This window comes from Hymenobacter cavernae (assembly GCF_014641455.1).
GTDB classification, from domain to species: domain Bacteria; phylum Bacteroidota; class Bacteroidia; order Cytophagales; family Hymenobacteraceae; genus Hymenobacter; species Hymenobacter cavernae.
Window position 1 is genome coordinate 258,142 of the sequence record NZ_BMHT01000006.1, and the last position, 24,518, is coordinate 282,659.

Annotated in this window: 21 protein-coding genes; 15 read left to right on the forward strand and 6 right to left on the reverse strand. The window is 56.1% G+C overall.

Translation table 11 applies throughout. From position 1 onward, the window contains the following. Window positions 1-114: 114 nt before the first annotated feature. Window positions 115-1,149: a hypothetical protein gene (locus IEX74_RS17100; protein WP_188815230.1), complete on the reverse strand. Its 1,035-nt coding sequence runs from the start codon at window positions 1,147-1,149 to the stop codon at window positions 115-117. 234 nt (window positions 1,150-1,383) lie between these two features. Between IEX74_RS17100 and IEX74_RS17105 the strand changes: the two genes are divergently transcribed. From IEX74_RS17105 to IEX74_RS17115, 3 genes are all read left to right on the forward strand, one after another. After that, window positions 1,384-2,577: a zinc dependent phospholipase C family protein gene (locus tag IEX74_RS17105; RefSeq protein WP_188815231.1), complete on the forward strand. Its 1,194-nt coding sequence runs from the start codon at window positions 1,384-1,386 to the stop codon at window positions 2,575-2,577. A 148-nt stretch (window positions 2,578-2,725) separates the two neighbouring features. Next, on the forward strand, window positions 2,726-3,637 hold the full coding sequence (locus IEX74_RS17110) for a manganese catalase family protein (protein ID WP_188815232.1): 912 nt from the start codon (window positions 2,726-2,728) through the stop codon (window positions 3,635-3,637). Between the two features lie 191 nt (window positions 3,638-3,828). After that, a complete protein-coding gene (locus tag IEX74_RS17115; protein WP_188815233.1) occupies window positions 3,829-4,596 on the forward strand; it encodes a peptidylprolyl isomerase in 768 nt (255 codons plus the stop codon). A 120-nt stretch (window positions 4,597-4,716) separates the two neighbouring features. Here the strand turns inward: IEX74_RS17115 and treF are convergent, their stop codons facing one another. The 4 genes from treF to IEX74_RS17135 form a co-directional block, all read right to left on the reverse strand. Further along, window positions 4,717-6,285, reverse strand: a complete 1,569-nt coding sequence (gene treF, locus IEX74_RS17120; RefSeq protein WP_188815234.1) for an alpha,alpha-trehalase TreF — start codon at window positions 6,283-6,285, stop codon at window positions 4,717-4,719. A 109-nt stretch (window positions 6,286-6,394) separates the two neighbouring features. After that, a complete protein-coding gene (locus IEX74_RS17125) occupies window positions 6,395-6,769 on the reverse strand; it encodes a hypothetical protein (protein WP_229755345.1) in 375 nt (124 codons plus the stop codon). Window positions 6,770-7,045: 276 nt separating this feature from the next. Then, complete coding sequence (locus IEX74_RS17130; RefSeq protein ID WP_229755346.1) at window positions 7,046-9,157, reverse strand: M13 family metallopeptidase; 2,112 nt, start codon at window positions 9,155-9,157, stop codon at window positions 7,046-7,048. A gap of 109 nt (window positions 9,158-9,266) precedes the next feature. Then, the gene (locus tag IEX74_RS17135) at window positions 9,267-11,369 is read right to left on the reverse strand and encodes a M13 family metallopeptidase (RefSeq protein ID WP_229755347.1); all 2,103 of its coding nucleotides are present in this window, start codon (window positions 11,367-11,369) and stop codon (window positions 9,267-9,269) included. Between the two features lie 190 nt (window positions 11,370-11,559). On the opposite strand from IEX74_RS17135, the gene xseA reads away from it, so the two are divergent. The 9 genes from xseA to IEX74_RS17180 all read left to right on the forward strand — a co-directional run bounded on the left by xseA (window position 11,560) and on the right by IEX74_RS17180 (window position 18,688). Continuing rightward, window positions 11,560-13,092, forward strand: coding sequence for an exodeoxyribonuclease VII large subunit (gene xseA / locus IEX74_RS17140; RefSeq protein WP_188815236.1), 1,533 nt, complete (start codon window positions 11,560-11,562; stop codon window positions 13,090-13,092). Between the two features lie 17 nt (window positions 13,093-13,109). Further along, entirely contained in the window at window positions 13,110-13,346 is a 237-nt protein-coding gene (gene xseB / locus IEX74_RS17145; RefSeq protein ID WP_188815237.1) for an exodeoxyribonuclease VII small subunit, read from the forward strand. A gap of 113 nt (window positions 13,347-13,459) precedes the next feature. Then, complete coding sequence (locus IEX74_RS17150) at window positions 13,460-13,852, forward strand: hypothetical protein (RefSeq protein WP_188815238.1); 393 nt, start codon at window positions 13,460-13,462, stop codon at window positions 13,850-13,852. 21 nt (window positions 13,853-13,873) lie between these two features. Next, entirely contained in the window at window positions 13,874-14,548 is a 675-nt protein-coding gene (locus IEX74_RS17155; protein WP_188815239.1) for a hypothetical protein, read from the forward strand. 109 nt (window positions 14,549-14,657) lie between these two features. Continuing rightward, window positions 14,658-15,068: a hypothetical protein gene (locus IEX74_RS17160; RefSeq protein WP_188815240.1), complete on the forward strand. Its 411-nt coding sequence runs from the start codon at window positions 14,658-14,660 to the stop codon at window positions 15,066-15,068. Between the two features lie 124 nt (window positions 15,069-15,192). After that, window positions 15,193-15,924 (forward strand): hypothetical protein, encoded by a 732-nt coding sequence (locus IEX74_RS17165; RefSeq protein WP_188815241.1) that lies wholly within the window; start codon window positions 15,193-15,195, stop codon window positions 15,922-15,924. A 96-nt stretch (window positions 15,925-16,020) separates the two neighbouring features. Then, window positions 16,021-16,824, forward strand: coding sequence for a sensor histidine kinase (locus IEX74_RS17170; RefSeq protein WP_188815242.1), 804 nt, complete (start codon window positions 16,021-16,023; stop codon window positions 16,822-16,824). Between the two features lie 29 nt (window positions 16,825-16,853). Then, window positions 16,854-17,267, forward strand: a complete 414-nt coding sequence (locus IEX74_RS17175; protein ID WP_188815243.1) for a response regulator — start codon at window positions 16,854-16,856, stop codon at window positions 17,265-17,267. A gap of 419 nt (window positions 17,268-17,686) precedes the next feature. After that, window positions 17,687-18,688, forward strand: a complete 1,002-nt coding sequence (locus tag IEX74_RS17180; RefSeq protein WP_188815244.1) for a hypothetical protein — start codon at window positions 17,687-17,689, stop codon at window positions 18,686-18,688. 72 nt (window positions 18,689-18,760) lie between these two features. Here the strand turns inward: IEX74_RS17180 and IEX74_RS17185 are convergent, their stop codons facing one another. Continuing rightward, window positions 18,761-19,123 (reverse strand): MGMT family protein, encoded by a 363-nt coding sequence (locus tag IEX74_RS17185; RefSeq protein WP_188815245.1) that lies wholly within the window; start codon window positions 19,121-19,123, stop codon window positions 18,761-18,763. Between the two features lie 169 nt (window positions 19,124-19,292). On the opposite strand from IEX74_RS17185, the gene IEX74_RS17190 reads away from it, so the two are divergent. The 3 genes from IEX74_RS17190 (at window position 19,293) to IEX74_RS17200 (ending at window position 24,381) form a co-directional block, all read left to right on the forward strand. Beyond that, window positions 19,293-19,787: a YciE/YciF ferroxidase family protein gene (locus IEX74_RS17190; RefSeq protein ID WP_188815246.1), complete on the forward strand. Its 495-nt coding sequence runs from the start codon at window positions 19,293-19,295 to the stop codon at window positions 19,785-19,787. Window positions 19,788-20,048: 261 nt separating this feature from the next. After that, complete coding sequence (locus tag IEX74_RS17195; RefSeq protein WP_188815247.1) at window positions 20,049-21,197, forward strand: efflux RND transporter periplasmic adaptor subunit; 1,149 nt, start codon at window positions 20,049-20,051, stop codon at window positions 21,195-21,197. A 73-nt stretch (window positions 21,198-21,270) separates the two neighbouring features. After that, window positions 21,271-24,381: an efflux RND transporter permease subunit gene (locus IEX74_RS17200; RefSeq protein ID WP_188815248.1), complete on the forward strand. Its 3,111-nt coding sequence runs from the start codon at window positions 21,271-21,273 to the stop codon at window positions 24,379-24,381. The last annotated feature ends 137 nt before the right edge of the window (window positions 24,382-24,518 follow it).

Consider the following 24,518-nt stretch of genomic DNA (forward strand, 5'->3'; position numbering starts at 1 on the left):
TTTTTGCGCACTCCGTCGAGAGTAAATAAGCAGAAAAAACCTAGGTATTCTACTGTTGAACAAGACTTTACTATGGCTCTTATTACTCCTCACTACTATCACACCACCTAACGCTTAGTGCGGTCTTGCGCGACCTAGCAGCATCAGGCGCAGGTTCAATCGCACCACATCGCCCATAGTGCGGCAGCGGTTAAAATGCTCGGTATGATGGTGGCGGTTCAGTTCGCCTTTGAGTTCCTCAATCTTTTCGGAAGTAGATATTTCATCGGCGCGCATGCAGTCGATCAGATCTTTGAGGCGGTAGCGGGCGGCACGCACGCGCCGGCCCATCAGGGCACGCTCTTCGGTTTGGTACTGGCGTACACTTTCCGGGGAGAGCAGCTCGCCACACATCTGCACGATAGGCAGATTATCCTTGAAAAACTGCGGCAAATACATCGTTTTGCGGCCTTCGTAGCTCTGCTGATCGAAGTCGATGGCGCGCACGCGGTACTGCTCATCCTCGAAGTCAGGCGTTACATCGATGACGTAGTTATAGGCGCGCATATCGCCGAGCAGCCGGGCAAAGCACCGCTCGTTGAACTTGACAAACTCCTTGGCAATGCGCACCTGGTTGAGGTGCGGCCGGTTGAGGTGGTGGCGAATGAAGTCGTCGCCGGGAATGCCGGCAATGTGCTCCTCAATCAGCGAGTCCCCGCACACGAGGTAGTTGATGCGATTAGGCGATAGAACGTGCTCCAGCTCAAGCCCGTACACCCGCGAGGCATCCGCCCGCTTCACGTAGAAGTAGTCGTAGTTGTCGTTGAACTGGTTCACGATGCGCACCCGAAACGGATTGCTGTTGCCGAAGCGGCAGTAGTCAACTCGGTCGGCAATCAGGTGCTCAGAAAAGGACAAGTCGCCGTCGGTTTTCAGCAGCGCGTACACTTCCGAAAGCCCGGCCGAAAGCTCCCGCAGGCTGCTGGGCTCGTAGTAGACGGTCTGCCAGAGCGTGTCGTGGCCGTTGCGGTCGAGGCGCGGAAATGCCCCCGTGAAGTGCTGCAAGTCGGCGTAAGTAACAGGCAGCCTGGTTTCCCGGTCGTAGTCATGCAGATATGTCCGCAGCCGCTTGGTAATTGAGTAGTTTATCTTCTTCCGGGAGATATTCATTGGGAGGAGCTAGGAGCGAGGAAGTTACGGCTTATGTATTTTCCTGGTCGAAGGTGCCCGGAAAAAGTTATGACGTTTTTTGGCACTGAGTTTTCAGGCTGCTGCATTCAACCTGAATTCACAAACCTAGCTTTTCTCCTAGCTCCTCCGCGTCCCGGCATTATCCAAAACTTCTAAGAAAATCCCGAACTTCGCGCTACCACATTTCAGGCAGCTTATCTCTCTTTATTGATTATGAAAAAAACGTTACTTGTGCTGGGCTTGGCGCTTTTGTTTCCGGCACTATCACCTGGCTGGGGCTATTTTGGTCACCGCACCATTGGGCAAGTCGCGGTGTATGCGCTGCCCAGCGCCATGCAGGGCTTCTACTTCCGACACATGTCAGAAATCGTGAAGCTTATCACAGCTCCCGACGAGCGGCGCGAGTCGGACCCGGCCGAGGCGCCCAAGCACTACATCGACATGGACCACTACGGCGAAAACCCGTTTGGCGACATGCCCAAAGCCTGGGATAAAGCCAGCGCGAAGTACTCGGCTGACACGCTGCGCAAATATGGCACCGTGCCGTGGACGGTGACGGAGGTGAAAGAGCAGCTGACTGAAGCCTTCAAGCAGCGCGATACCACGGCGATTATCCGCCTCTCTGCCGACCTAGGTCATTATGTGTCAGATGCTTTTGTGCCGCTGCACACCACCGAGAACTACGATGGGCAGCTCACCAACCAAGAGGGAATGCACAGCCTCTGGGAAAGCAAGCTCCCGGAGCGCCATATTGCTGAATACAAGCTCGATAGCGACCCTGGCTACTACCTGAAAGACCCGCAAGGTGCCATCTGGCAGGTCGTACAGTCTTCCTACGGTTTCCTGGGGGATACCTTCGACAAAGAGGAGCTGGTAACGCGCAAATTCACGCCCGACACTAAGTACAGCTACTCACATAAGTTCGGCAAAACCCGCCGCGCCTACTCCGATGCCTTTGCCGATGCTTACCACAAGGAAGTCGGTGGGCAGGTAGCCTACCGCCTCAAGCAGGCTCCAACGATGGTGGCATCGATGTGGCTGACCGCCTGGAAAGACGCCGGTAGCCCCGATCTGAATGCCCTGATGGCGAAAAAGCCGACCAAGGAGGAGAAAGCCGCGCTGGCCGCTCAGCTCAAAACCTGGAACAAAAACGAGCTGGTGCCTGAGCAGCAGCTCATTGCTCTGCAAAAAGAAAAAGCCGTGGAGCGCCCCGACGAAATTAAGTCGGCGGAAGATGCGCCGGCTACTCCGGCCGCCTTCGAAGCTGCTCCTCCGGCTGCTCCAGCCACTCCGGCGGCGGCTCCTGCTGCTCCCGAGAAGGTGAAAGTAAAGACGAAAGGCGGCGATGCGCCGAAGCAGAAAGAGAAAATCAAGAAGGAGAAAAAGGCCGATGACGGCTGGAATTAGCTGTTTATCAGCTCTTCTTGCTGTTGAGCTTTAAGATATTATACCAACTTCGGGCAGGTAGAAACGTAAGCTGAGTTTACCCTGGGCGTGGCCTTGTTCCACAACCTAGGGTAAACTCTTTTTTCTTCCACCATATCACCTGTCCACAATGATCTTACGCTATGACCGGCTGGCCATCGAGCTGCCCAAGCCCAAGAATCCTTCGCCCAATGATGCAGCGGCTATTCAGGAGCTGCTAGGCGGCAAGTACGGGGAGATGTCGACACTGATGAACTACACGTTCCAGTCGTTTAACTTCCGGGGTCGGAACAAGCTACGGCCGTTCTACGACCTGACGTGCAGCATCGCGGCCGAGGAGTACAGCCACATTGAGGCCGTGTCATACGCCATAAACCTCTTGTTGTCAGGGCAAACTGTGAAGGGCACCGACCCGAAGCCGGCGCCGCTGAAAGATACCGTTGATGCCCGCTTCTCGTACCATTACTTAGCCAGCGCCCAGGCCGCGCTGCCCTACGACTCGATGGGCAACCCCTGGACGGGCCAGTACGTGCACAGCAGCGGCAACCTGCGCCTCGATTTGCTGCATAACTTCTTCCTGGAGTGCGGCGCGCGGGCCAACAAGATGCGCGTGTACGAAATGGTAACGGACCCGTGCGCCCGCACGATGGTCGGCTACTTGCTGGTGCGCGGCGGCTTGCACGTAGTGGCCTACGCCAAAGCGCTTGAGAAACTGACCGGCGTGGAAGTAAGCAAGCTGGTGCCGGTGCCCGAACTCAGCAACGACAAATTCCCGGAAGCCAAAAAGCTTCAGGAAGAGCAGAAGCTGCACCTCAAGCTTTACACCTTCAGCCCCGAAGACTACAAACAGGCTGGGTTGATCTGGAACGGCACCCACCCCGAAGACGGCCAGCCGCTGGAGCTCGTGCAGGGCGGCTTTATGGGCGTGCCGTATCCCGACCTGGAAGAAGAGCCCCAGCTTTCTTCCCCCGTCGGTGCCGACTTCGACTACGACCCGCAGATGTTCACGGACATCGCCAAGAAGATGGGTATCAAGCCGTAACCTAGGTTTCTTACCTTCAGATTCGAGATATTTCAAGTTGCTGTCGGCTATGGTCGGCAGCAACTTTTTTTATATCTGGCGAGCCTTCGTCGCGCATCTTTGCGTCTGTTGGTTTTGCATGACCTAGGTTGCGCCAGCGCCTCCCTCCTACCACGCCAGTTCACCCGGCCTTTTATCTTTCTGCTCTGCTTATGTTCTCTCCTACTTCTGCGCTTGCTGTCTGGCCGAAAACAGTGGGGCTGTGCGCGGCCGTGTTGCTGGCCACCGCCTGCGGCCAGGCCGAGAAACCGGCCGAAACATCCGCCACCAAGCCCGCCCCGCCCCCCGTACCCGGCCCCGACCTGACGACGCTCACCGACAGCAACGCGGCACCGCTGCTCCTAGCTTATCTGAAGCAATACCCTGCTTCTGAGGTCATTATCCATACACGACTAGGTGATATGCGCATCAAGCTCTACGACGATACGCCCATTCACAAGGCCAACTTCCTGCTGCTGGCCCGCAAAGGCGTGTTTGACGAAACTGTGTTCAACCGCGTGGTAAAAGGCCTCGTGGTGCAGGGCGGGCGCTCCGACCACCGCACCATTCGCATCACCAAGTACCACTTGCCGCCCGAAGTCCGGCCCGCGCACTTCCACAAGCACGGCGCCCTCGGCATGGCCCGCTACGACGATGAGCAGAACCCCGGCCGCCTTTCCTCCAACAACGATTTCTACATCGTGCACGGCAAAAAAACGGCGCCCGCAATGGCACAGGCAATGGCAGGTCGCAAGCTCACGCCCGCGCAGCTTACTGCCTACCAAACTGTGGGGGGCGTGCCGGCTTTGGATGGCAAATACACGGTGTTTGGGGAAGTCGTGGAAGGCCTGGATGTGATTGACAAAATAGCCAACGAGCCCATTGATGCCTACAACTGGCCCAAGAAGGACGTGGATATCAGGATGGAAGTAGTGAAATAGCATGTAGCGCGAACCGAAGGAAGGCGCTAGCCAAGCCTGAGCTTCGCGTATCGTTGAACGGAATCGTGCGACAACCTAGGTACCAGATTATTCAACGATACGCGAAGCGGGAGCTTCGCGCTACATTCCTTCTTCAATCTTATACTGATTCATAATCTTCAGCAGCACGCCGTTCGTCCAGCCGAATCCGTCTTGCAGCGGATACTCGCCACCGCCGGCTTTGAATTGCGTCTCGACGACGTTGTACTTCTCCAGCAGCTTGCCGGTTTGCTTGAACACGTTGATGTTCAACGCCGCCCAACGCTCAGCAATAGCGCGCGCCAGGGTGTGCTGCTTGTAGCGCTCCAACCCACTGATAGCCATCCATTCCAGCGGAGCCCAGGCGTTGGGAGCATCCCACTGCTCGCCGCTGGCGTTGAGGGTAGTAACTAGGCCGCCGGGCTTCAAAAAGTCCTTTTGCAACCCGGCCGCCACTTGCTTTGCCTGACTGCGGGTAGCCAAGCCGAAAGCCAGCGGGAAAGCACTGGCCAAGGTGCGCACCGACGTCCGCCGACCTAGCTGCCAGTTATAATCCACAAACCAACCTAGGTCTTTGTCCCAGCAATACGCCAGAATCGCCTTCTTGCGCCGAGCCGCTTTTGCCTTAAAATCAGCGGCTTTCCTGCTGTTGCCTTGCACCTGATACGAGCGGGCAATCGTGTTTTCCAGGTGATAAAGCAGGCAGTTCAGATCGACGGGCAGCAGGTTGGTGGTTTGGATGGAACCCAGGTGCCCGGCCGGCCCAAACCAGCGGCTGCTGAAATCCCAGCCGGAAGCGGCCGCCGCCCGAATGTTGCGGTAGAAAACCCCAGACGGCTGCGGGCTCGTTTTCGCCGACGTCACATCTTCCGCGTATGACTCTTCCCGCGGCTGGTCGCTGGCATCCCAGTAGCGGTTCAGCACGGTGCCATCGGGCAGGCGCACCGCCAGACCGTAGGCGTGGCCGGGGCGCAGCGTATCAGCCCCCGCCATCCAGTAGGCGTATTCTTTGAGCAGCGATTTCTGATAGCGCAGCAGCACGGTGTCGCCCTCGGCCTGGGCCAGCAGCTCCACCATGCTGGCGAAAAATGGTGGCTGCGAGCGGGTTAGGTAGTACGTGCGGTTGCCGTTCGGGATGAAGCCGTTGGTGTCAATCAGGTGGGCGAAGTTGTTCAGGATGTGCCGGATCAGCTTAAACCGGTGGCTTTCCTGCAAACCCAGCATCGTGAAATACGAATCCCAGTAGTACACTTCCCGGAAGCGCCCGCCCGGCACGATGTACGATTGCGGCAGCGGCAGCAGCGAAGTGGCCTGGGTGGTGGCCGTGTCGGCGCGGCGCTCCAGCACCGTCCAGAGCGTATCGATGTGGTGGCGAATACCGGCCGCGATGTTGCTCTGATAGAGGTTCGTTACCTCGCCGGGCGGCGCAAAATACCTGAGCGTGAAGCGACCTAGGTCAAAGCCCGGTTGGGTTTTCTGCTGCTCGTAGGCTTGCCGGATTACGGCCGGAGCGGCTTTCGGAACGGCATCCACGAAGGTTTTGCCATCCGGGAACACGCGGCCCAGTTGCACGGCCTCAAACAACCCAGGGTACAGCTGGCGCGGCGACTCACGCTGTGCCTGGGCACCTAGGTTTACAAACAGCAGAAAGACAGCAAGTAATCTTCGCATCGGCAATCAGTTACAGAGTAGAAAATGGCCAAAGAGCGTACGCTCACGCCAGCCATTCACTTCCTTCTACGAATAGTTACCGGTCAGGGAACAGGATGCGGACACTTTGCTACTCCCGCCGGATGCCGACTAGCCGCGTCCGGAGCACGTCGCCGGGCTCCTCTTTCAGTAGGCCAGGAAGTTCGTTGCGGGTGTAACCTAGGGTCTGAGTCGTGGCGAAAAAATCGGCGCCATTCACCTCAGCATCGAGCTGCGTCGCCTCCTTGCGGGCCGGATGGAACAGCACGCTGTCGCTTGTCACCCGGTAGAGTTTATAGAAATAGTAGCGGGAAGCAGTGTCGCCCTCGGGGTGAAAACGAACTATGTACACGTCGCCAATTTTAGGCTCCGCGAGGTAGGCTTGCGGGTCGGTGGTTCGCTTTTGACACGAGCTTAAAAAACACAGCGTCAACATGAACATTGAACTACCAACCAACTTTTTCATAAAGTAAAGCTTCATAGCTAGGGTATAAAAGACTGGCAACTTACAACCGGGTGCCTATTCTTATACGCATCCAGCTGAAGAGTACGTCGGTTTAGCGCCGATTTTCAGTCGTATGCCCGTCCAAACCTAGGTCATTGTACGCCTGTCATTTCGACCAGCGGGAGAAATCTCGCGTGCTGATGCTAGGTTCTAACGACAAGAAAACTTGCACAAACACGAAAAAGGCGGTCTGCTAATCGCAAACCGCCTTTTCAGCGTTACTAAAAACCTAGGTTACTACCAGATTTTCGCCCGCTTTTCGGCGGCGCGTACCATCTTAGCGTCGTCCTTACAGCCGAACGCTTCGTAGAACTCCGGCATGTTTTGCAGCGGCCCGATCGTGCGGAACTGCTCGGGTGAGTGCGGATCTACCTGTATCAGCTGACGCACGTACTCGGGCCGGGCGTGGCCGTGCCAGATCTGGGCCCACGCCAGGAAGAAGCGCTGTTCGGGCGTGAAGCCGTCGAGCTTGGTTTTGGGCTTGCCGGCAATGGCTTTTTCCATGGCGGTGTAGGCGATATTCAGGCCACCTAGGTCGGCCAGGTTTTCGCCCATCGTCAGCTTGCCGTTCACGTGCACCGAATCCAGAGGCGTGAAGGCATCGAACTGGCTGCCTACGATGGCCGCGCGCTGGTTGAATTTGTCGGCGTCTTCTTTGGTCCACCAGTCTTTCAGATTGCCCTCAGCGTCGTACTGCCGGCCCTGGTCGTCGAAGCCGTGGGTCATTTCGTGCCCGATTACGGCCCCGATGCCGCCGTAGTTCACCGCGTCATCGGCGTTGGGGTCGTAGAAAGGCGGCTGCAGAATGCCGGCCGGAAACACAATCTCGTTCATTGGCGGGTTGTAGTAGGCATTCACCGTGGGCGGGGTCATGCCCCACTCGTTGCGGTCAATTGGCTTCCCTAACTTGCTGGCATTATCATCGGAAGCCCAGATGCGCGCTGCCAGCACGTTCTTCAGGTACGAATCACGCGAGATAGTCAGGGCGGAGTAGTCCTTCCACTTATCAGGGTAGCCGATTTTTACGGTGAAGGCGTTAAGCTTCTTCAGGGCCTCGGCCTTGGTGGCGGCGCTCATCCAGGTATTCTGCTGAATGTGCTCCGCGAAGGCAGCCTTCAGGTTGTTTACCAACGTCAGGGCTTTCTGCTTGGCCTCCGGTGGGAAAGCCTTATCGACGTACACTTGCCCGAACGCTTCGCCCAGGGCCGCGTCCGTCGAGCGAATCATGCGCTTCCAGCGGGGCTGCTGCTGCTTGGCCCCGCTTAGGGCCTGGTTGTAGCGGAAAGCTTCGTCTACGTAAGCTTTGGGAAGCGCATTGGCCACCGAACTCACCATGCGCCACCGCAGGTACGTTTTCCAGTCGTTAAGCGGATCCCACTTTAGAACGTTGTTTGCATCCTGCAGGAAAGCCGGCTGCCCGACAATAACCTCTTTGGCATTACCTAGCTTTTCTTCCGCCAGCATCGTCTGCAGACCTAGGTTCGGATACTGCTTTTGCAGCTCGGCCATGGTCATTTTGTGGTAGTTAGCGTACGGATCGCGCAGATCGACGCGGCTTTTGGAAGCCTTTGCCAGACGCGTTTCGATGCGCATAATAGTCGACGCATCTTTGGCCGCAGCGGCGGGGCTCTCCCCCATGAGCTTGAAGGTGTTGGTCATGTAGGTCACATAGGCCGCCCGAATACCCTTTGACCGCGCATCGTCCTTCAGGTAATAGTCGCGGTCAGGCATCCCGAGGCCCCCTTGGTAAATCTGTACTGCATATTGCGTACTGATCTTCTCGTCCTGCCCGACACCCGTGTTGAAGAGGCTGCCCACGCCCATGCGGTGGTGGTAGCCAATCACCTGCTGCAAGCCTTTCAGGTCTTTGATGGCCGCAATGCGGTCCAGCTCAGGTTTCAGGTAAGTCAGACCTGCTTGTTCGATAGCCACAGAGTCCATCGCGGAGGCATAGAAGTCGCCTACTTTTTGGGCGTTGCTTCCCTTGGGTGCGTTGCGGTTGGCCGCAGCTTCCTCCAGAATCTGGCGCTGCACAAGCGCATTCTTGTTATATAGCTCATTGAAGCTGCCCCAGCTCACTTCCGTTGCCGGAATGGGGTTGTTTTTGAGCCAGTTGCCCGAAGCATATTGAAAGAAGTTGTCGCACGGCGCCACCGACTTGTCGATGTTTTCAACAGCCAGACCCACGCCTTTCGCCTCGGAACCAGTAGTGGAAGAAACCGTAGCGTTGGTAGTAGCCGCAGGGGTGGAGCTGGCTGTGGCGGGTGCTTTAGACGAGTTGCCGGCGCAGCTCGCCAGCGCCAACCCTGCCGCCACGGCTGCCAGGGTCAGGTGATTTCGATTTTTCACGAGTGAATGGTAAATGAGAACTGAGAATTTGGGTAGGAAGATAAAACAAAAAGCGCGACCTGGGAAGCCAGGTCGCGCTTTTTAGTGCTGATAAGTTAGGTTTGAAAGGCTACCAGATCTTGGCGCGAAGGTCGCCGGAGCGCACCATTTTGTCGCCGTCTTTGCAGCCAAATGCCTGGTGGAATTCGGGCATGTTCTGGAGCGGACCATTGGTGCGGAACTCGCCGGGCGAGTGCGGATCGGTCATTACCTGCTGCCGAAGCGCTTCCGGGCGCGAGTTGGCACGCCAGATCTGCGCGTAGGCCAGGAAGAAGCGCTGCTCCGGCGTAAAGCCGTCGATTGACTTATGGGCTTTGGCTTGGGCCGTTTTCTGGAACGCCTGGTAGGCGATGGTCAGGCCACCTAGGTCGGCCAGGTTTTCACCCATGGTCAGATTGCCGTTTACGTGCACCGAATCCAGGGGCGTGAAGGCGTCGAACTGCTTGCCCACCACGGCCGCTTTGGCCATAAACTTCTCGCCGTCTTCTTTGGTCCACCAGTCGCGCAGGTTGCCGGTAGCATCCGACTTACGGCCCTGGTCGTCGAAGCCGTGGGTCATTTCGTGGCCGATTACGGCCCCGATACCACCGTAGTTCACCGCATCATCAGCCTTCGGATCGTAGAAGGGCGGTTGCAGAATGCCGGCCGGAAACACAATCTCGTTCATGCTGGAATTGTAGTAGGCATTCACCGTGGGCGGGGTCATGCCCCACTCGCCGCGGTCGATTGGCTTACCGAATTTGCTCAGATTGTCTTTCGTGCCCCATTCGCTAGCGGCAAACAGGTTGTTCAGCGCACTTTCGCGCGAAACCTTCAGGGCCGAATAGTCTTTCCACTTATCGGGGTAGCCGATCTTCACGGCAAAGGCATTGAGCTTCTTCAGCGCTTCCGTTTTGGTAGCGGCGCTCATCCACTCGGTAGCCTGAATGCGCTCAGCATAGGCTTTGCGCAGGTTTTCCACCATTTCCTTGGCGCGAGCCTTGGCAGCGGGGCTGAACGCCTCGTCTACGTAGAGCTGGCCGAAGGCCTCGCCCAGGGCACGGTCGGTAGCTTGCAGGCTACGCTTCCACCTAGGTTGCTGCTGCTTGGCGCCGGTCAGCACCTGCGTGAATTTGAAGCTAGCATCGCTATACGCCTTGGGCAGCGCCGAGGTCACGCCGGACACCAGGTGCCAGCGCAGGTACTGCTTCTGGTCTGCAACCGGCTCTTCCTTGAACATGGTGTTTACCTCTTTCAGGAACTCCGGCTGCCCTACGATAATCTCCTTGGCAGTACCTAGGCCGCTTTCTTTCAGCACCAACGGAATGTTCAGGTTCGGATTATCTGCCGTGAGCTGCGCCACGGGTATCTTGTTGTAGTTGCTTTCCCGGTCGCGCAGAGCTACGCGGGTGCGGCTTATTTTCGCCAGGCGCGTTTCGATGCGCGTAACGGCAGCAGCGTTTTTCTCAGCCGTAGCCTGATCGTCGCCGAGCAGCTTGAACAGCGTTACCTGGTAGTTTTGGTAAGCCGTGCGAATGCCCTTCGAGCGCGCATCGTCGTTGAGGTAGTAGTCGCGGTCGGGCAGCGTAAGACCGCCCTGGCTCATATACACCGCATACTGCGTGCTGTTCTTGCTGTCCTGGCGCACGCCGAAACCGTACCAGCCCGTGCCAAAGGACTTAGGATCTGCAATATAACGCTGCAAACCAGCTAGGTCTTTGATAGCATTGATTTGCTCCAGGCGGGGCTGCAAGTACTTCAGGCCCGCTTTTTCGATGGCCGCAGAATCCATGGCAGCGGCGTAGAAGTCGCCTACTTTCTGCTCGTTCGAGCCGGCTTTGGCGCCGCGGTCAGCAGCGGCTTTCTCCAGAATACGGCGGGCTACGGCCTGGTTGCGGTTTGCCAGCTCATTGAAGCTGCCCCAACGCGTTTCGGAAGGCGGAATTGGGTTGTTTTTCAGCCAGCTTCCCTCCGCGTAGCGGAAGAAATCGTCGCAGGGCGCCACCGACTTGTCGATGTTAGCTAGGTCAATACCGACGCCGGTTTGTCCGGTCGACGATTTGCCGGCACTGGCAGTCGTCGTTGACTTGGCGGCGGGCTTGCTCGTAGACTTCTGAGCCACGGCCGAGCCGGCCGTAAAGCTCAACACGGCTGCCGTCATGGCCGCAATGGTAAAGTTACTCCGTTGAATCATATGGGACTGTTTGAATGATACGGGGTTTGAACAGGATTGTGGGACTAGAAACTCAAAAGTAAGCGCATTCTCGTTAATCAGCGTACGCTCCATGAAACGCGGCAATTAGCGACCAAAGACTCCCCCGTAATCCGACCGTTGCACGCCGCGCCCGCAATTTTCGCCCCCCGAATTCCGTACCTTGCGACCTATGCCGCCGCTGTTTAATCGTCGTCCTGAAATTGGGTTGCCTTCTTCGCTGCCGCCCGTGGCGCTGCCCCTGGCCGAGCTGCTGGCGCGCGTGCGTCAAACGCTGACTGAGCGTTTTGCCGAGTCGTATTGGGTGGTAGCCGAAATTGCCGACCTGACGCCTCCGCGTTTTGATGGCGCGCACTGCTACCTCGTGCTCACCGATCAGCACACCACCGGGCGCGGAGCGCAGCTCAAGGCGCAGGCACGCGCTACCATCTGGAGTCAGCGCTACCAGCAGCTAGCTCCTGTATTTCTGGAGCAAACTGGCCAGGAGCTGCGCATCGGCATGAAGGTGATGCTGCGCGTGCAAATTAAGTTTCACGAGCAATATGGCCTCAGCCTCGATGTAGTAGCCATCGACCCGACCTACACGGTAGGCGACCTAGCCCGGCAGCGCCTCGAAACGGTGCGCAAGCTCGAAGCACAGGACTTACTGGAACGCCAGAAACGGTTGCCGCTGGCTATCGGGCCACAACGAATAGCCGTTATTTCGTCGCCTACCGCTGCTGGCTTCCAGGATTTTATGCAGCAGCTCAGCGAGTCGACTTACGATTTTAGTGTGGCGCTCTTTCCCGCCGTGATGCAGGGCGCCGAAGCTCCGGGTAGTATCCGCGCCGCCCTCGACCAGATCCGGCCGCAGCGCCACACCTTCGACGTGGTGGTGCTGATCCGCGGCGGCGGTGCCAAAACCGACCTGCTGGCTTTCGATGACTATGGCTTGGCCGCTGCCGTCGGCTCGTTCCCGCTGCCCGTGCTGACCGGCATCGGCCACGAGCGCGACGAAGCCGTAACCGACCTGACGGCACACCTAGCTTTGAAAACGCCCACAGCCGTAGCCGCTTTTCTGACGGAACGTCTCGCGCGCCTCGATGCGGTGTTTGCCGGCTACGCCCTGCGCATTCGCGAGCTAGCTTCCGATCAGCTACAGGATGCCGCCGCTCACCTCCGCCGACTCACGCTGAACACGCGCGAGGCCGCTCAGGACAAGCTAGCTTTTCACCGCAACGCCCTGCACCAGCAGCTACGGCAAGCCACGGAAGTGCCGCACGCGCACCTGCGGCGCCAGCAGCAGCAGCTAGCCAGTCAGCGGCGGGCACTGCGCCGGGCGGTCCAACGAGCGCTGCGCCGTCAGCAAGGTCAGCTCCGAACGCTAGGCAAGCTGCTGGCGCGCCGGTTTCGCCACCTGCACCGACGCCGGCGCGAGCAGCTGTTGCGCTACCGGTATCAGGTTCAACTGGCGGCCACGCGCCAGCTGCACCTGGCCGAGCTGCGCCTGGCCCGCGCCACGGCGTACCGCCTGGCTCCCGACGATACCTCGACGGCAAGTGCTCCTATTCGCCTACTAGACACCAACAACCAAGCACTTAACACCACCCATAAACTACGGGCCGGTGACCATGTGCGGCTTCAGCTAGCCGATGAGGCCATCTTGCTGGCCCGCATCACGGCGCGCCTGTCGCCTCCCGACGATGCCAATACGCCTCCCCTCTGATCTTGCCTTTTGCTTTTATGACAAACGATAAAACTTACCGCCAAACCATTGAGGAGCTGGAAACCATCCTGCGCGCTTTGGAAACAGACACAGTCGACGTTGATGACCTCACAGCCCGCGTGCAGCGCTCAGCCGAGCTGATTCGCCTGTGCAAGCAGAAGCTGCGCAATGCGGAAGCGGCTATCGACCGGGTATTCGACACGCTGGATGAGGAAGACGAAACGGAACCGACCGACGACAATGATCTTGCTTGAGCCTGCGGAAACCACTACCTAGGTTTGACGTTACCAGCCTGATAAGCAAGCGCCTATATTTGTGCATCTTAGCGCGGAGATATAGTATTTTCTTACCTAACCTGCACACCATCATGGCATTCATTGGTACCGAAGGAGAGTCGATTGACCACAAGCTAGCTGGGCAATGGACCCGCAACTACCGGGAAGCTAACCCCGGCGAGATTCAGGGCCATTTCTTTGGTCATACCATTCTAGGAAGCATTCTGATGCAGAAAGGCTGCGTCGGTATTCGCATGTACTACGCGCTGGATGACAACCAGGAGCGGCACCTCGTGCTGGTCGGCGTGGATGTGAATGGCAACGACCTGCTCAATGGCCCAACCGTAGCCGACGGCGAGGAAGACGTGCCGGCGGATAGACAGACTTCCTCACGCAGTATGGATTTGGCGACCAGCTTCCTGGTGGGCAATGATGGGCGGCCATGCCCACCCTATAGCAGCATCGACAACGTTCTGAACAGTTAAGCCTCATCTGGTCCGTCCCCCATGCTGCAAGTTCCCGCCTGGCTCCTGACGGCGTCTGATATCCTGGAATGGGTTTCGCAGCTCAGCGTTGTGGTGCCGATGGTGGTGGCCTGGCGCCGCCAAGCGTTCTTCACGCCAGTCATCCGGGTACTTTCCTCCTACGTCTACCTTTCGTTGTTTACCTCGCTGGCGCTACAGCTTGGGCGTTATATCTTTCATCTGAATAACCCAGTACAGCACCTGTACACGCTGCTCAAAACACTGCTGTTCAGCCGGGTATACTACCTGGCTTTGCGCCGCCGCTGGCACCGCCAGCTCATCTTCTGGCTGACGGCGGGGTTCGTGCTTTTTGCCCTGCTCGACGCCGTGTACCTGGAAGGGCTGATAAAGTATAACTCCTACGGCCGGGCGGTGCAGAGCCTGCTGCTCATTGGCTTTGCCATGCTCTACTTCGAGCAGATGCTGCGGGAGCTGCGCGTATCGCGCCTGGAGCAAGACCCGTTGTTCCTCACCAGCGTCGGGCTGATTATCTATTCGGCCGGTACCGGCATGCTATTCGTGCTTACTAACAGCTTCAATGAGGATTTGTCGGTGCTCACGCTGGCCTTTGATACCGTTTTTCTGCTCAACATTGCCTTCAATGTTCTCCTGACCCTAGCTTTCCTGCGCGCTAAGCCGGAAGGTACGGGGCAATAAAAGACGCTACCTAGGTTTTAGACTCTGGCCGCTATCAGGTGCCCTAAAGCCGCACAGGTTGTTTCTGTTTTTCCGCTCTCATTTCATCACACCTTTTCCCTTTTATTTAATGGCTGACGCTACCCTTTTTGACCCGTATGCGGGTGAGTTTTTTTCTGATATTGAAGAGCCGAAATCCTGGACCAAGCGCTACCGCCAGGAACACCCGGCGCTCGACGAAAATAATCAGCCGAAGAATCCGCTGTATTCCACTTATTTCAGCAAAGAATTTGTCGAAGCAATTTTAAACCAGACGCGCCCCGCCGATTCGCCTTGCGTTGGCTTACGTATTTACCGCGGCACCGATAGCAACCAAAAGCAGCACACCATTCTGGTCGGTGTTGATCCGGAAGGCAAGGACATCCTCTATGCTGCCGCCGCAGATGGCACCCCCTCGATAGAAGAAGTAATGGTGGGTAATTACGGCAAGGCTTGTCCGCCCAGCTGCAATGACACGAGTAGCGCCCTAGCTACTGACTGAATGACAAGTGTAGGCTAGCTTAATCTATTTAAAGCTAGCCTACACTTATTCTCGCCGCCTGTTAAATTAGTACCCCTATTTTTTAATCGCATACAAGCAGACTGTCTTGCTACACCAGCATTGAATGACTTTTACCGATCTACTCGACCGCACTGCCGAATTATATTTTATTGTCCCATTAGCCGCAGCCTCACTACGTAAGGACAATCTACCACTTCCAAGCCGCTTGGTTTATTGGTTTTTATGTGCGCTAGTTATTAGTTATATTCTACGACGCGCAGCCACTCTTGTCTTGCACAATAATCTTTTCTCCTATCATCTATTTACAGTAATAGAATTGTTTTTCATAAGTGAAGTATACTATCACCTACTACCCTCACGCAGAATTCGCCTAGGTATTCGCAGTGGACAGATTTTATTTATACCAATAGCCATAGCTGATGCTACTCTTTCCGGCGGCTTAGTTGCGCGAATCAATACGTATGCAAATACCTACGCTGGCACGATACTGGTCGCTTTATCTATTTTGCACTTATTCAATTTAGCAGATAGCGCTTCAAAAGACCTGCGTACTAACCCTTATTTTATTTTTAGCGCGGCTACTTTGCTTAATTCAACTTTGAGCACCGCGATACACACCTCATCTTATTTTTCCGATTTCAGCAGAACGAATCTATTTCAACGGTTAATTGAGGCCTTCCCTTTTATCAATGCCTTATACATGGGTTTGCTCACGTATATGTTTTCTTTATTCAAGCTAGCCGTAGACCCACGCGATGCACTGCCTTGGTGGCTTCATTTTGTGGCGCGCCGGCGCGTGCGAACTGTTGAACCTCCACGCACCAACTTAGCCTAGCTTTAGCGCAAACATTTTTTGGTGAATGTCTATTACTACTCTATCGATAACCAACTACAGCAGCTACGTGAGCGGGAATATTCTCTGGGCTAGCTTATGAACGAGGCGCTTATTCCCTTGCTGCTGGTTACGCCTATTCTGCTGCTGCTGGCACTAGGCATCGTGGGTTTTGTCATTCGCTACCAGCGGCGGCTGATGCGCCAGCGCGAGGAAATGCAGCTGATCCAGCAGAAAGGCCAGCAACAAGCCCAGCAACAGGCACTGGAGGCTGCGCTGCTGGCCCAGGAAGACGAGCGCCGCCGCATTGCCGCCGACCTCCACGACGGCGTGGGCACCACCCTGGCCATCGTGAAGCTGCACCTGAACGCTTTGCAGCAGCCGGAGCTTACCCAGGAGGCCGCCGCTCTACTCGACCAGGCCATCAGTGAGGTACGTCGGATTTCGCGCAACCTGCTGCCGGTGGCGCTGCAAAAATTTGGGCTGCCCTTCGCCCTTGATGCCCTGGCCCGCGCCGTGCCAGCGGAAGGCCCCACGCAGGTAGTGCTGGAGCAGCGCGGCACTCCACGCCGCCTCGACAGCAAGTACGAGCTGATTGCCTACCGAGTCGTGCAGGAACTGCTCGGCAACGGCTTGCGCCACGCACATGCCTCCACCATCACGATTATTGTTGACTTTGGCCCCGCCGACCTAGAATTGCATTATACCGATAATGGCGTCGGCTTTGATGCGGCGGCGGTGGAAAGCCAGCCTTCGCCCGCGGCCCGCACGGGCCTAGGTCTTACCAACTTACGCAGCCGCGTCACCTTGCTGCAAGGTAACTTTCGGCACCAATCGGCGTTGGGAGAAGGCAGCCAGGTTTGGATTTCGCTACCGCTTCCGTACCTTACAGCCGATCAGTAGCCTACGCCTGTTTATCCTATCCTACCTCTATGACCAACCAACCTATTCATCTGGCAGTAGTCGATGATCATATCCTGTTTCGCAAAGGTCTGCGGGCGCTGTTAAGTGGCTTTCTGGGGATGGAAGTCCTGTTTGAAGCCGGCGATGGGCAGGAGCTTTTGGAATACCTAGACCAAGGCACTGTTCCCGATGTAGTGCTAATGGACTTGCAGATGCCGGTGTTGGATGGCTTGCAAACGACCCGCCTACTACGCGCCCAATATCCTGATGTCCGTATCATCATTATTTCTATGCACGACGAGCCCGAGCTGATCGAAAATCTGCATCAGGAAGGAGCCCATGGCTATTTACTCAAAAATGCCAACCCGGAAGAGGTACGCAACGCCATTCTGACGGCCGCCGGCCGGAGTCAGCGCTACCCTCAGCTCGTTGGGCTGAACTAGGAAACCTTCCAATTAACTTAAGTTCTACTGATGCCGCTCAAGGATTTTGAGCGGCTTTTTTGTTTTGTGTGATTTGGAAAACTGCTTTGTACACGCACCAAAAGGCAAGCAGGGAGCAGACACGTGTGCAGAAGTAAGCTCATTTTATCTTGGCCGCCCGAAATTCATTTGTGAAGTTATAACAAGCTCCTTTACACACTATTTGTTAGCCCCATAGGCCGTATATAGATAAATACGAAATATAACTTATTGGCTATCAGACTAGCATAAAATTATAACTATACTCAGAGAACTCAGGAGCGGTCTTTGTCTGTTCTTAGCCATCTGCCTGCCATAGTAGTATTTCATGTTTTTATTGAAATATTCTATAGCAGTGTAGTAAAAAGCTACGTTTCCTTTCACTTGTTGATTTACACGATATGACACGGCATATCATCCTTGCTTATGGGCGGGAGACAGAACATAAACGCGCCATCTTTGCCATTCTGAGTTTTTGGGCATGGTATGCTGGTAATAAGGCAGATAGCAAGACAGTAGTCTATACCGACCGACCAGAAGCCTTTACAGCTTATCTTGCTGGGTTGCCGGTCGAATACGTGTTGCTCACAACGGCTGGACTGGAGGAAATGTATGGCCCACAGCGCTACATCCACCGGGCTAAGGCTGCCATTATCGAAAAGCTTTTCCGGGACTATCCCACTGACCGGGTGCTGTTCTGCGATTCTGACACGTTTTTCGTGGCTGAATCAGACAAGTTACTGAGCCGCCTGCAACCCGGTGTTAGCCTGATGCACATGCGTGAGGCGCGCTTCACTCAGTCAATACCACAAGGTGCCCCGCCTGAGGAAACAAACGGAATCCAGACGGCCATCGATATGATTGATAGTCAGGCATTCCGAATTGGCTCACAGGAACACCGGTTCCAGAAGACGCAGTTTATGTGGAATTCTGGCGTGCTAGGTTTGAGTCAGGAGGTAGCTAGCTTATTGCCCGACACCTGCGCGCTCATCGATACGTTGTATGAGAACAGCCGATGGATCGTGAGCGAGCAAGTTGGGTTTTCGTTGGCATTGCCTACCAAAACGCAACTGGTTCCCAGCAACCACTACGTCTTCCACTATTGGTACAAGCCGCTGAAGGTGTTGATGGACACGTTGTTGGACGAGCTTCTTACCAGTACATTCAGCAATTTGAACACGGCCGATCGGCTGACGCAAGTGCGGCAGCTTACGACCAAGTGGCCTCATACCGTAGTGTTGAGCAATGCACGCGAGGAACTGATCAATGGCTTTTCGAGTGGCGCCGTAGTGCGCGGCCTGAAAAGCGCCAAGCTGGCGGTTGATACGCTCCCGACGTCTCCTTTCACCGTAACCTTTGCTAAGGATTTGTTCCTGACGCTACGAAAAAAGGACCTAGGTTAGAACCGTCATAAACAGCTGGCGCTTCCTTTTGCAGTCACCAAACGCCTCTGTCATTTGAGTGGCAAACCGGAGCTAGGCTAGCTCCTTGCTAGGATCCCAGAACAGACGCTGAAAGTCCTGCACCTGGTCGTCTTCTACGTGCACGCCTTCGGCTTCCAGCGCTTCCTGCATAGCTGTGGACGTAGCAAAATGCTGGCGCCCCGTGAGCAGCCCTAGCCGGTTGATAACCCGGTGAGCCGGTACGGCCGTCGGGCCTACCAGCGGGTGCGCTGCCATCATGGCCCAACCTACCATCCGGGCGCCGTTGCGGGCTCCTAGGTAGTGCGCAATGGCGCCATAGGTTGTCACGCGCCCCGCAGGCACGAGGCGCACCACATCGTGCACATCTTTGAAGAAATTCCGGTGAGCTTCGGTGGGTTCTTTGGGGGTTTTCATAGGCTGGAAATATACGCTTGCAACAGCTCAGCAGCTACGCAAAAACAAGCTCAACGCTAGTAAAAAGCCCGTTTTTTATGTAAACCTGCTCGCTTCCGGGTCGTAAAGAACGGGCATGTTAGCCAAAGCTAGCTTGGCTTATTTTCTTACTACTACCCACCTACCTATCATGGCTGAAAAACTGGAAACCCTCGAAGATCTGTTCCAAGAACAACTCAAAGACTTGTACAGCGCCGAAAACCAGCTGCTGAAAGCTATGCCCAGTATGGCCAGCGAAGCCAAGGATCAGCGCCTGATGCAAAGCCTTGAACTGCATCGGCAGGAAACTGAAAATCAGGTGACACGCCTGGAGCAAATTGCCCAGGAGCGCAGCATCGACCTAGGTGGCCACACCTGCAAAGCCATGCAGGGCCTGATAGCTGAAGGCATGGAAACGCTGTCGGAAGATGCTACGGACGAAGTAAAAGACGCCGCGCTGATTGCCTCTGCGCAACGCATTGAGCACTACGAAATTGCAGGCTATGGCACAGCCGCGCACTACGCCGAGCGCCTGGGCTACGACACAGCGGCTTCGCTGCTGCGCCAGACGCTCCAAGAAGAGCAAAACACGGATACCAAACTCAACGACTTAGCTAAAAGCTATATCAACCAGAAGGCGATGTAGCAGGAGCAGGTCGTTCCTGTTAGTTCTTAAAAAAAGCCTGCAACCCGCAGGCTTTTTTTGTGTCCTAACCTAGGTAGCTGCTGCACAGAATCGGGCGCTGCTACTCAGAACAGCCGACTTCCTAAGAATCTATCAGCCACGATGTCTTCGCTTAAGCTTTGCGTTTCAGGCTTTTACGAACCCGCAGGAGCAAGCTAGCGTTGTACCATTTCTACTGCTTTCAAACAGCAATTTTATCGATTCGGGATTAACTCCCTCTCTATGCAAGTCAAAGAACAAGAACCGGTTGTAGTTGAATCGCGCCCAGGGCGGCGGGTGCTGTGGATTGTTATTTCCCTCGCAATTATTGCCGCGCTGGCTTTCGTAAAGATTCGCTATTTCCCTTCTCCCAACGAAGGCGGCAAGGGTGGCGGTAAAGGTGGCGCCGGGGGTGGAAAAGGCGGCGCGGGCAGCGGTGCTGGTGGTGCCAACGCCAAAGTACCCGTGACGGTGTACGTGGTGCAGCCCACGAGCCTGGCCGATGTGGTAGCCGCTACCGGCTCAGTCATCGCCGACGAAGCAGTGGTCATTCAGAGCGAAATTTCGGGCAAGATCACCAGCCTCAACTTCCAGGAAGGGCAGCCGGTTCGGAAAGGGCAGCTGTTGTTTACCATTAATGCCGCTGATATTCAGGCGCAACTGCGCAAACAGGAGTACAATATCAAGCTTTACCAGGATCAGGAGAAGCGCGAGCGGACGCTGCTGGAAAAGGAATACATCAGCCGCCAGGAATACGAGCAAAGCAACAATGCCCTGCTCACGGCCCAGGCCGATTTGCAGGCCTTGCGCGTCACCTACGCCAAAGCCAACGTGCGGGCGCCCTTCGATGGAGTGCTAGGTTTGCGCTCGGTTTCGGTGGGCGCTTACGTGTCGCCGGGTACTTCTATCGTCACGTTGTCGCGGATACGACCCGTGAAGATTGACTTCACCGTGCCCGGCCGCTATGCGCAGTCGGTACGCGTGGGCGACCCCATCACGATAACCGACGAGGCCACGACCAAGGAATACGAGGCGAAAGTGTACGCTGTAAACCCGCAGATCGACCCGGCTTCGCGTACCCTAGCTATGCGCGCCATCTATCCCAACAACAACAAAGAGCTGCGCCCCGGCGCCTTCGTGCGCGTAAAACTCCAGCTAGGTCAGGTTGCCGATGCACTGCAAATACCAACAGAAGCGGTGATTCCGAATGCCAGCGGCTACACGGTGTTCACCGTGAAAGGCGGCAAGGCAGCCGTGCAGCCCGTGAAAATTGGTATTCGCTCCGATAAAGTAATTCAAATTACGGATGGCCTGTCCATCGGCGACACGATTGTGCGCACGGGCATTTTGCAGGTGAAAGCCGGCAACGCGGTGTCCGTTCAAAAGCAATAAACCTAGGCTGTCATGCTTCATCTAGCGTCCGCTTGTCGAGGCATGACGTTCTTCAAAGTCAATACAGCTATCTATGAGCTTATCCTCCACTAGCATCAACCGGCCGGTTCTGGCTATCGTGATGAGCTTGCTCGTCGTGATATTCGGGGTTATTGGCTTTCGGTATCTCGCTATCCGTGAGTATCCTAGCGTTGACCCACCTATCATTACGGTGCAAACCAGCTACACCGGTGCCTCAGCCGACGTTATTCAGTCGCAGATTACGGAACCGTTGGAAGAAGGCATCAACGGCATTGCGGGCATCCGCAATCTATCCTCAACGAGCCGCGACGGAGCTTCTACCATCACAGTTGAGTTCGACCTAGGTGTGGACCTGGAAGCGGCCGCCAACGACGTGCGCGACAAAGTGTCGGGCGCGCAGGGCCGCTTACCGCGCGATGTCGATCCTCCCATCGTGAGCAAGGCCAATGCTGACTCCTCTCCTATCGTTCTGAGCTATCTGAGCAGCTCGTCGCGGACGCTGCTGGAGCTGACCGACTACGCCAACAACGTGCTCAAAGAACGCCTGCAAACCATTCCGGGTGTAAGCGAAATCCGGGTGTGGGGCGAGCGGAAATACTCGATGCGCCTGTGGCTCGACCCGGTGAAGATGGCTGCCCTAGGTATTTCGCCGGTCGATGTGCAGTCGGCGCTGGCCAAGCAAAACGTGGAGTTGCCCAGCGGCTCCGTGCAGGGCCAGACGACGCAGCTTTCGTTGCGCACAATGGGGCGTTTGTCGACTGTAGATGATTTCAATAACCTGATTCTGCGCAACGATCCTAGCTCGCTAGTACGGCTAACGGACGTTGGCTACGCCGAGCTTTACCCGGAAAATGACCAAACCATTCTGCGCCGCAACGGCGTGCCGATGGTGGGCGTGATGGCTATTCCGCAGCCGGGCTCCAACCAGATTGCGATTACCGACGAGTTCAACAAACGTATCAAGCAGTACCAGACGGACTTACCCAAAGACCTAAAGCTCATCACGGGTTTCGATAACTCGATCTTCATCCGGGCCTCCATTGCGGAAGTAGAAGACACCATTATCGAGGCGTTCGTGCTAGTGGTACTGGTGATCTTCCTGTTCCTCCGCGACTGGCGCTCTACGCTTATTCCGGTCGTGGCTATTCCGGTTTCGCTGATTGGTATCTTCTTCGTGATGTACGTGATGAACTTCACCATCAACGTACTCACGCTGCTGGCTATCGTTTTGGCAATCAGCCTTGTGGTAGACGACGCCATTGTGGTACTGGAAAATATCTATAGCCGAATCGAGGAAGGCGAATCTCCTATGGAAGCGGCCTTGAAAGGCTCGGAAGAGATTCTGCTGGCCGTTGTTTCGACGACGGTTGTGCTGGCGGCGGTGTTTCTGCCGGTGGTGTTCCTGTCGGGCATCACGGGGCGCTTGTTCCGCGAATTCGGTATTGTGCTGGCCGGTTCGGTGCTGATTTCGGCGTTCGTGTCGCTCACGCTCACGCCCATGATGTGCTCGAAGCTGCTGAAGAAGCAGGAGCAACACAACTGGTTTTACCGCAAGACCGAGCCCTTCTTCGAAGCCATGACCAACGGCTACCGTAGCGCGTTGGAAAGTTTTCTCCGCAACCGTGCATTTGCCTGGGTCATTGTGGCGCTTACGGGCGTGGGCATCTGGTTCTTTATGGGTAGTCTGCCTTCCGAGCTAGCTCCTATTGAAGACCGCAACCGCGTCAGCATCTCGGCCACGGCACCCGAAGGGGCTTCCTTCGAGTACATGGATGGCTTTATTACCCAACTCTACAACGTGGTGCTGGATAGCGCTGGCGCGGCTTCCAACAACATTCTGACGGTAACAGCCGCCGGTGGCGGCAGCGGCGGCGGGAGCGTGAACACGGGTATTGTTCGGGTATACCTGAAAAACCCCGAGCAGCGCAAACGCTCGCAGCAGCAACTCGCCGACATGCTGACTGCCAGTGTGAAGCCTCTGACCGGAGCTAGGGTGTCGGTATCGCAGGAGCAGAGTATTGGCTCGGGTGGCGGCCGTGGCGGTGGGCTTCCGGTGCAGTTCGTCGTACAAACGCAGGATTTCGAGAAGCTTACGGAGGCAGTTCCGAAGTTTCTAGATGCCGCTCGGAGCGATAACACCTTTAGCTTCGTGGACGTGGACTTGAAGTTCAACAAGCCTGAGCTGCGCGTTATCATCGACCGCGAAAAGGCGCAGAGCCTAGGGGTGTCGGTGCAGGATATTTCGCAGACCCTGCAAGCGGGGCTCAGCGGTCAGCGCTATGGCTACTTTATTCGGAATGGCAAGCAGTACCAGATCATCGGCCAAGTGGCCCGTGAGGACCGCAACCAGCCGCTCGACGTGCGCACACTCAATGTAAAGAGCAGCAGCGGCAAGCTCGTACAGCTCGATAACGTGATTCGCTTGGAAGAAAAGAGCACGCCGCCGCAGCTCTACCGCTTCAACCGCTACAACTCGGCTACCTTCTCGGCTTCGCTGGCGAAAGGCAAGACCCTAGGTGACGGCATAGCAGCCATGCGCGCCATTGCTGATAAGAACTTGGACGACTCGTTCACTACCTCGCTGGCCGGCACCTCGCGCGACTTCGAGGAAAGCTCCTCGTCGCTGGTGTTTGCCTTTGGTTTGGCGCTGGTGCTGATTTATCTGATTCTGGCGGCGCAGTTTGAAAGCTTCCGCGACCCCGGCATCATCATGATTACGGTGCCGCTCGCTTTGTCGGGTGCACTCTTGAGCTTGTGGTATTTCAACCAGACCCTCAATCTGTTCTCGCAGATCGGCATCATCATGCTCGTGGGCCTTGTCACCAAAAACGGTATTTTGATCGTGGAATTTGCGAACCAAAGCGTGGAGAAAGGCGCCGACTACATGACCGGCCTGATTGAAGGAGCCACGGCCCGTTTCCGCCCCATTCTGATGACCAGTCTTTGCGCTGTATTAGGTATTCTGCCTATCGCGCTGGCAACCGGTGCTGGTGCCCTAGGTCGGCGGGCTATGGGTATCGGCGTGGTCGGTGGCTTGTTCTTCGCAACAGGTCTCACCCTGTTTGTGGTGCCGGTGATGTACTCGTATTTCGCCTCCGCTAAAAAGCACAAACACGAGCCCGAACTCGAACCAGAAAAAGAACGAAAAGCAGTACCAGCCTGAGCGTCAGTCATAACCAAGCCCTAGGTTCTGGCAGCAGACCTAGGTTTTGGTTTGTTCCGCAGCAAATTTTCAAGCTTTATTCTTATAGCGGCTTTCCTTTCCAGCCAGGAAAGGAAAGCCGCAGGAAGGCGTCAGCC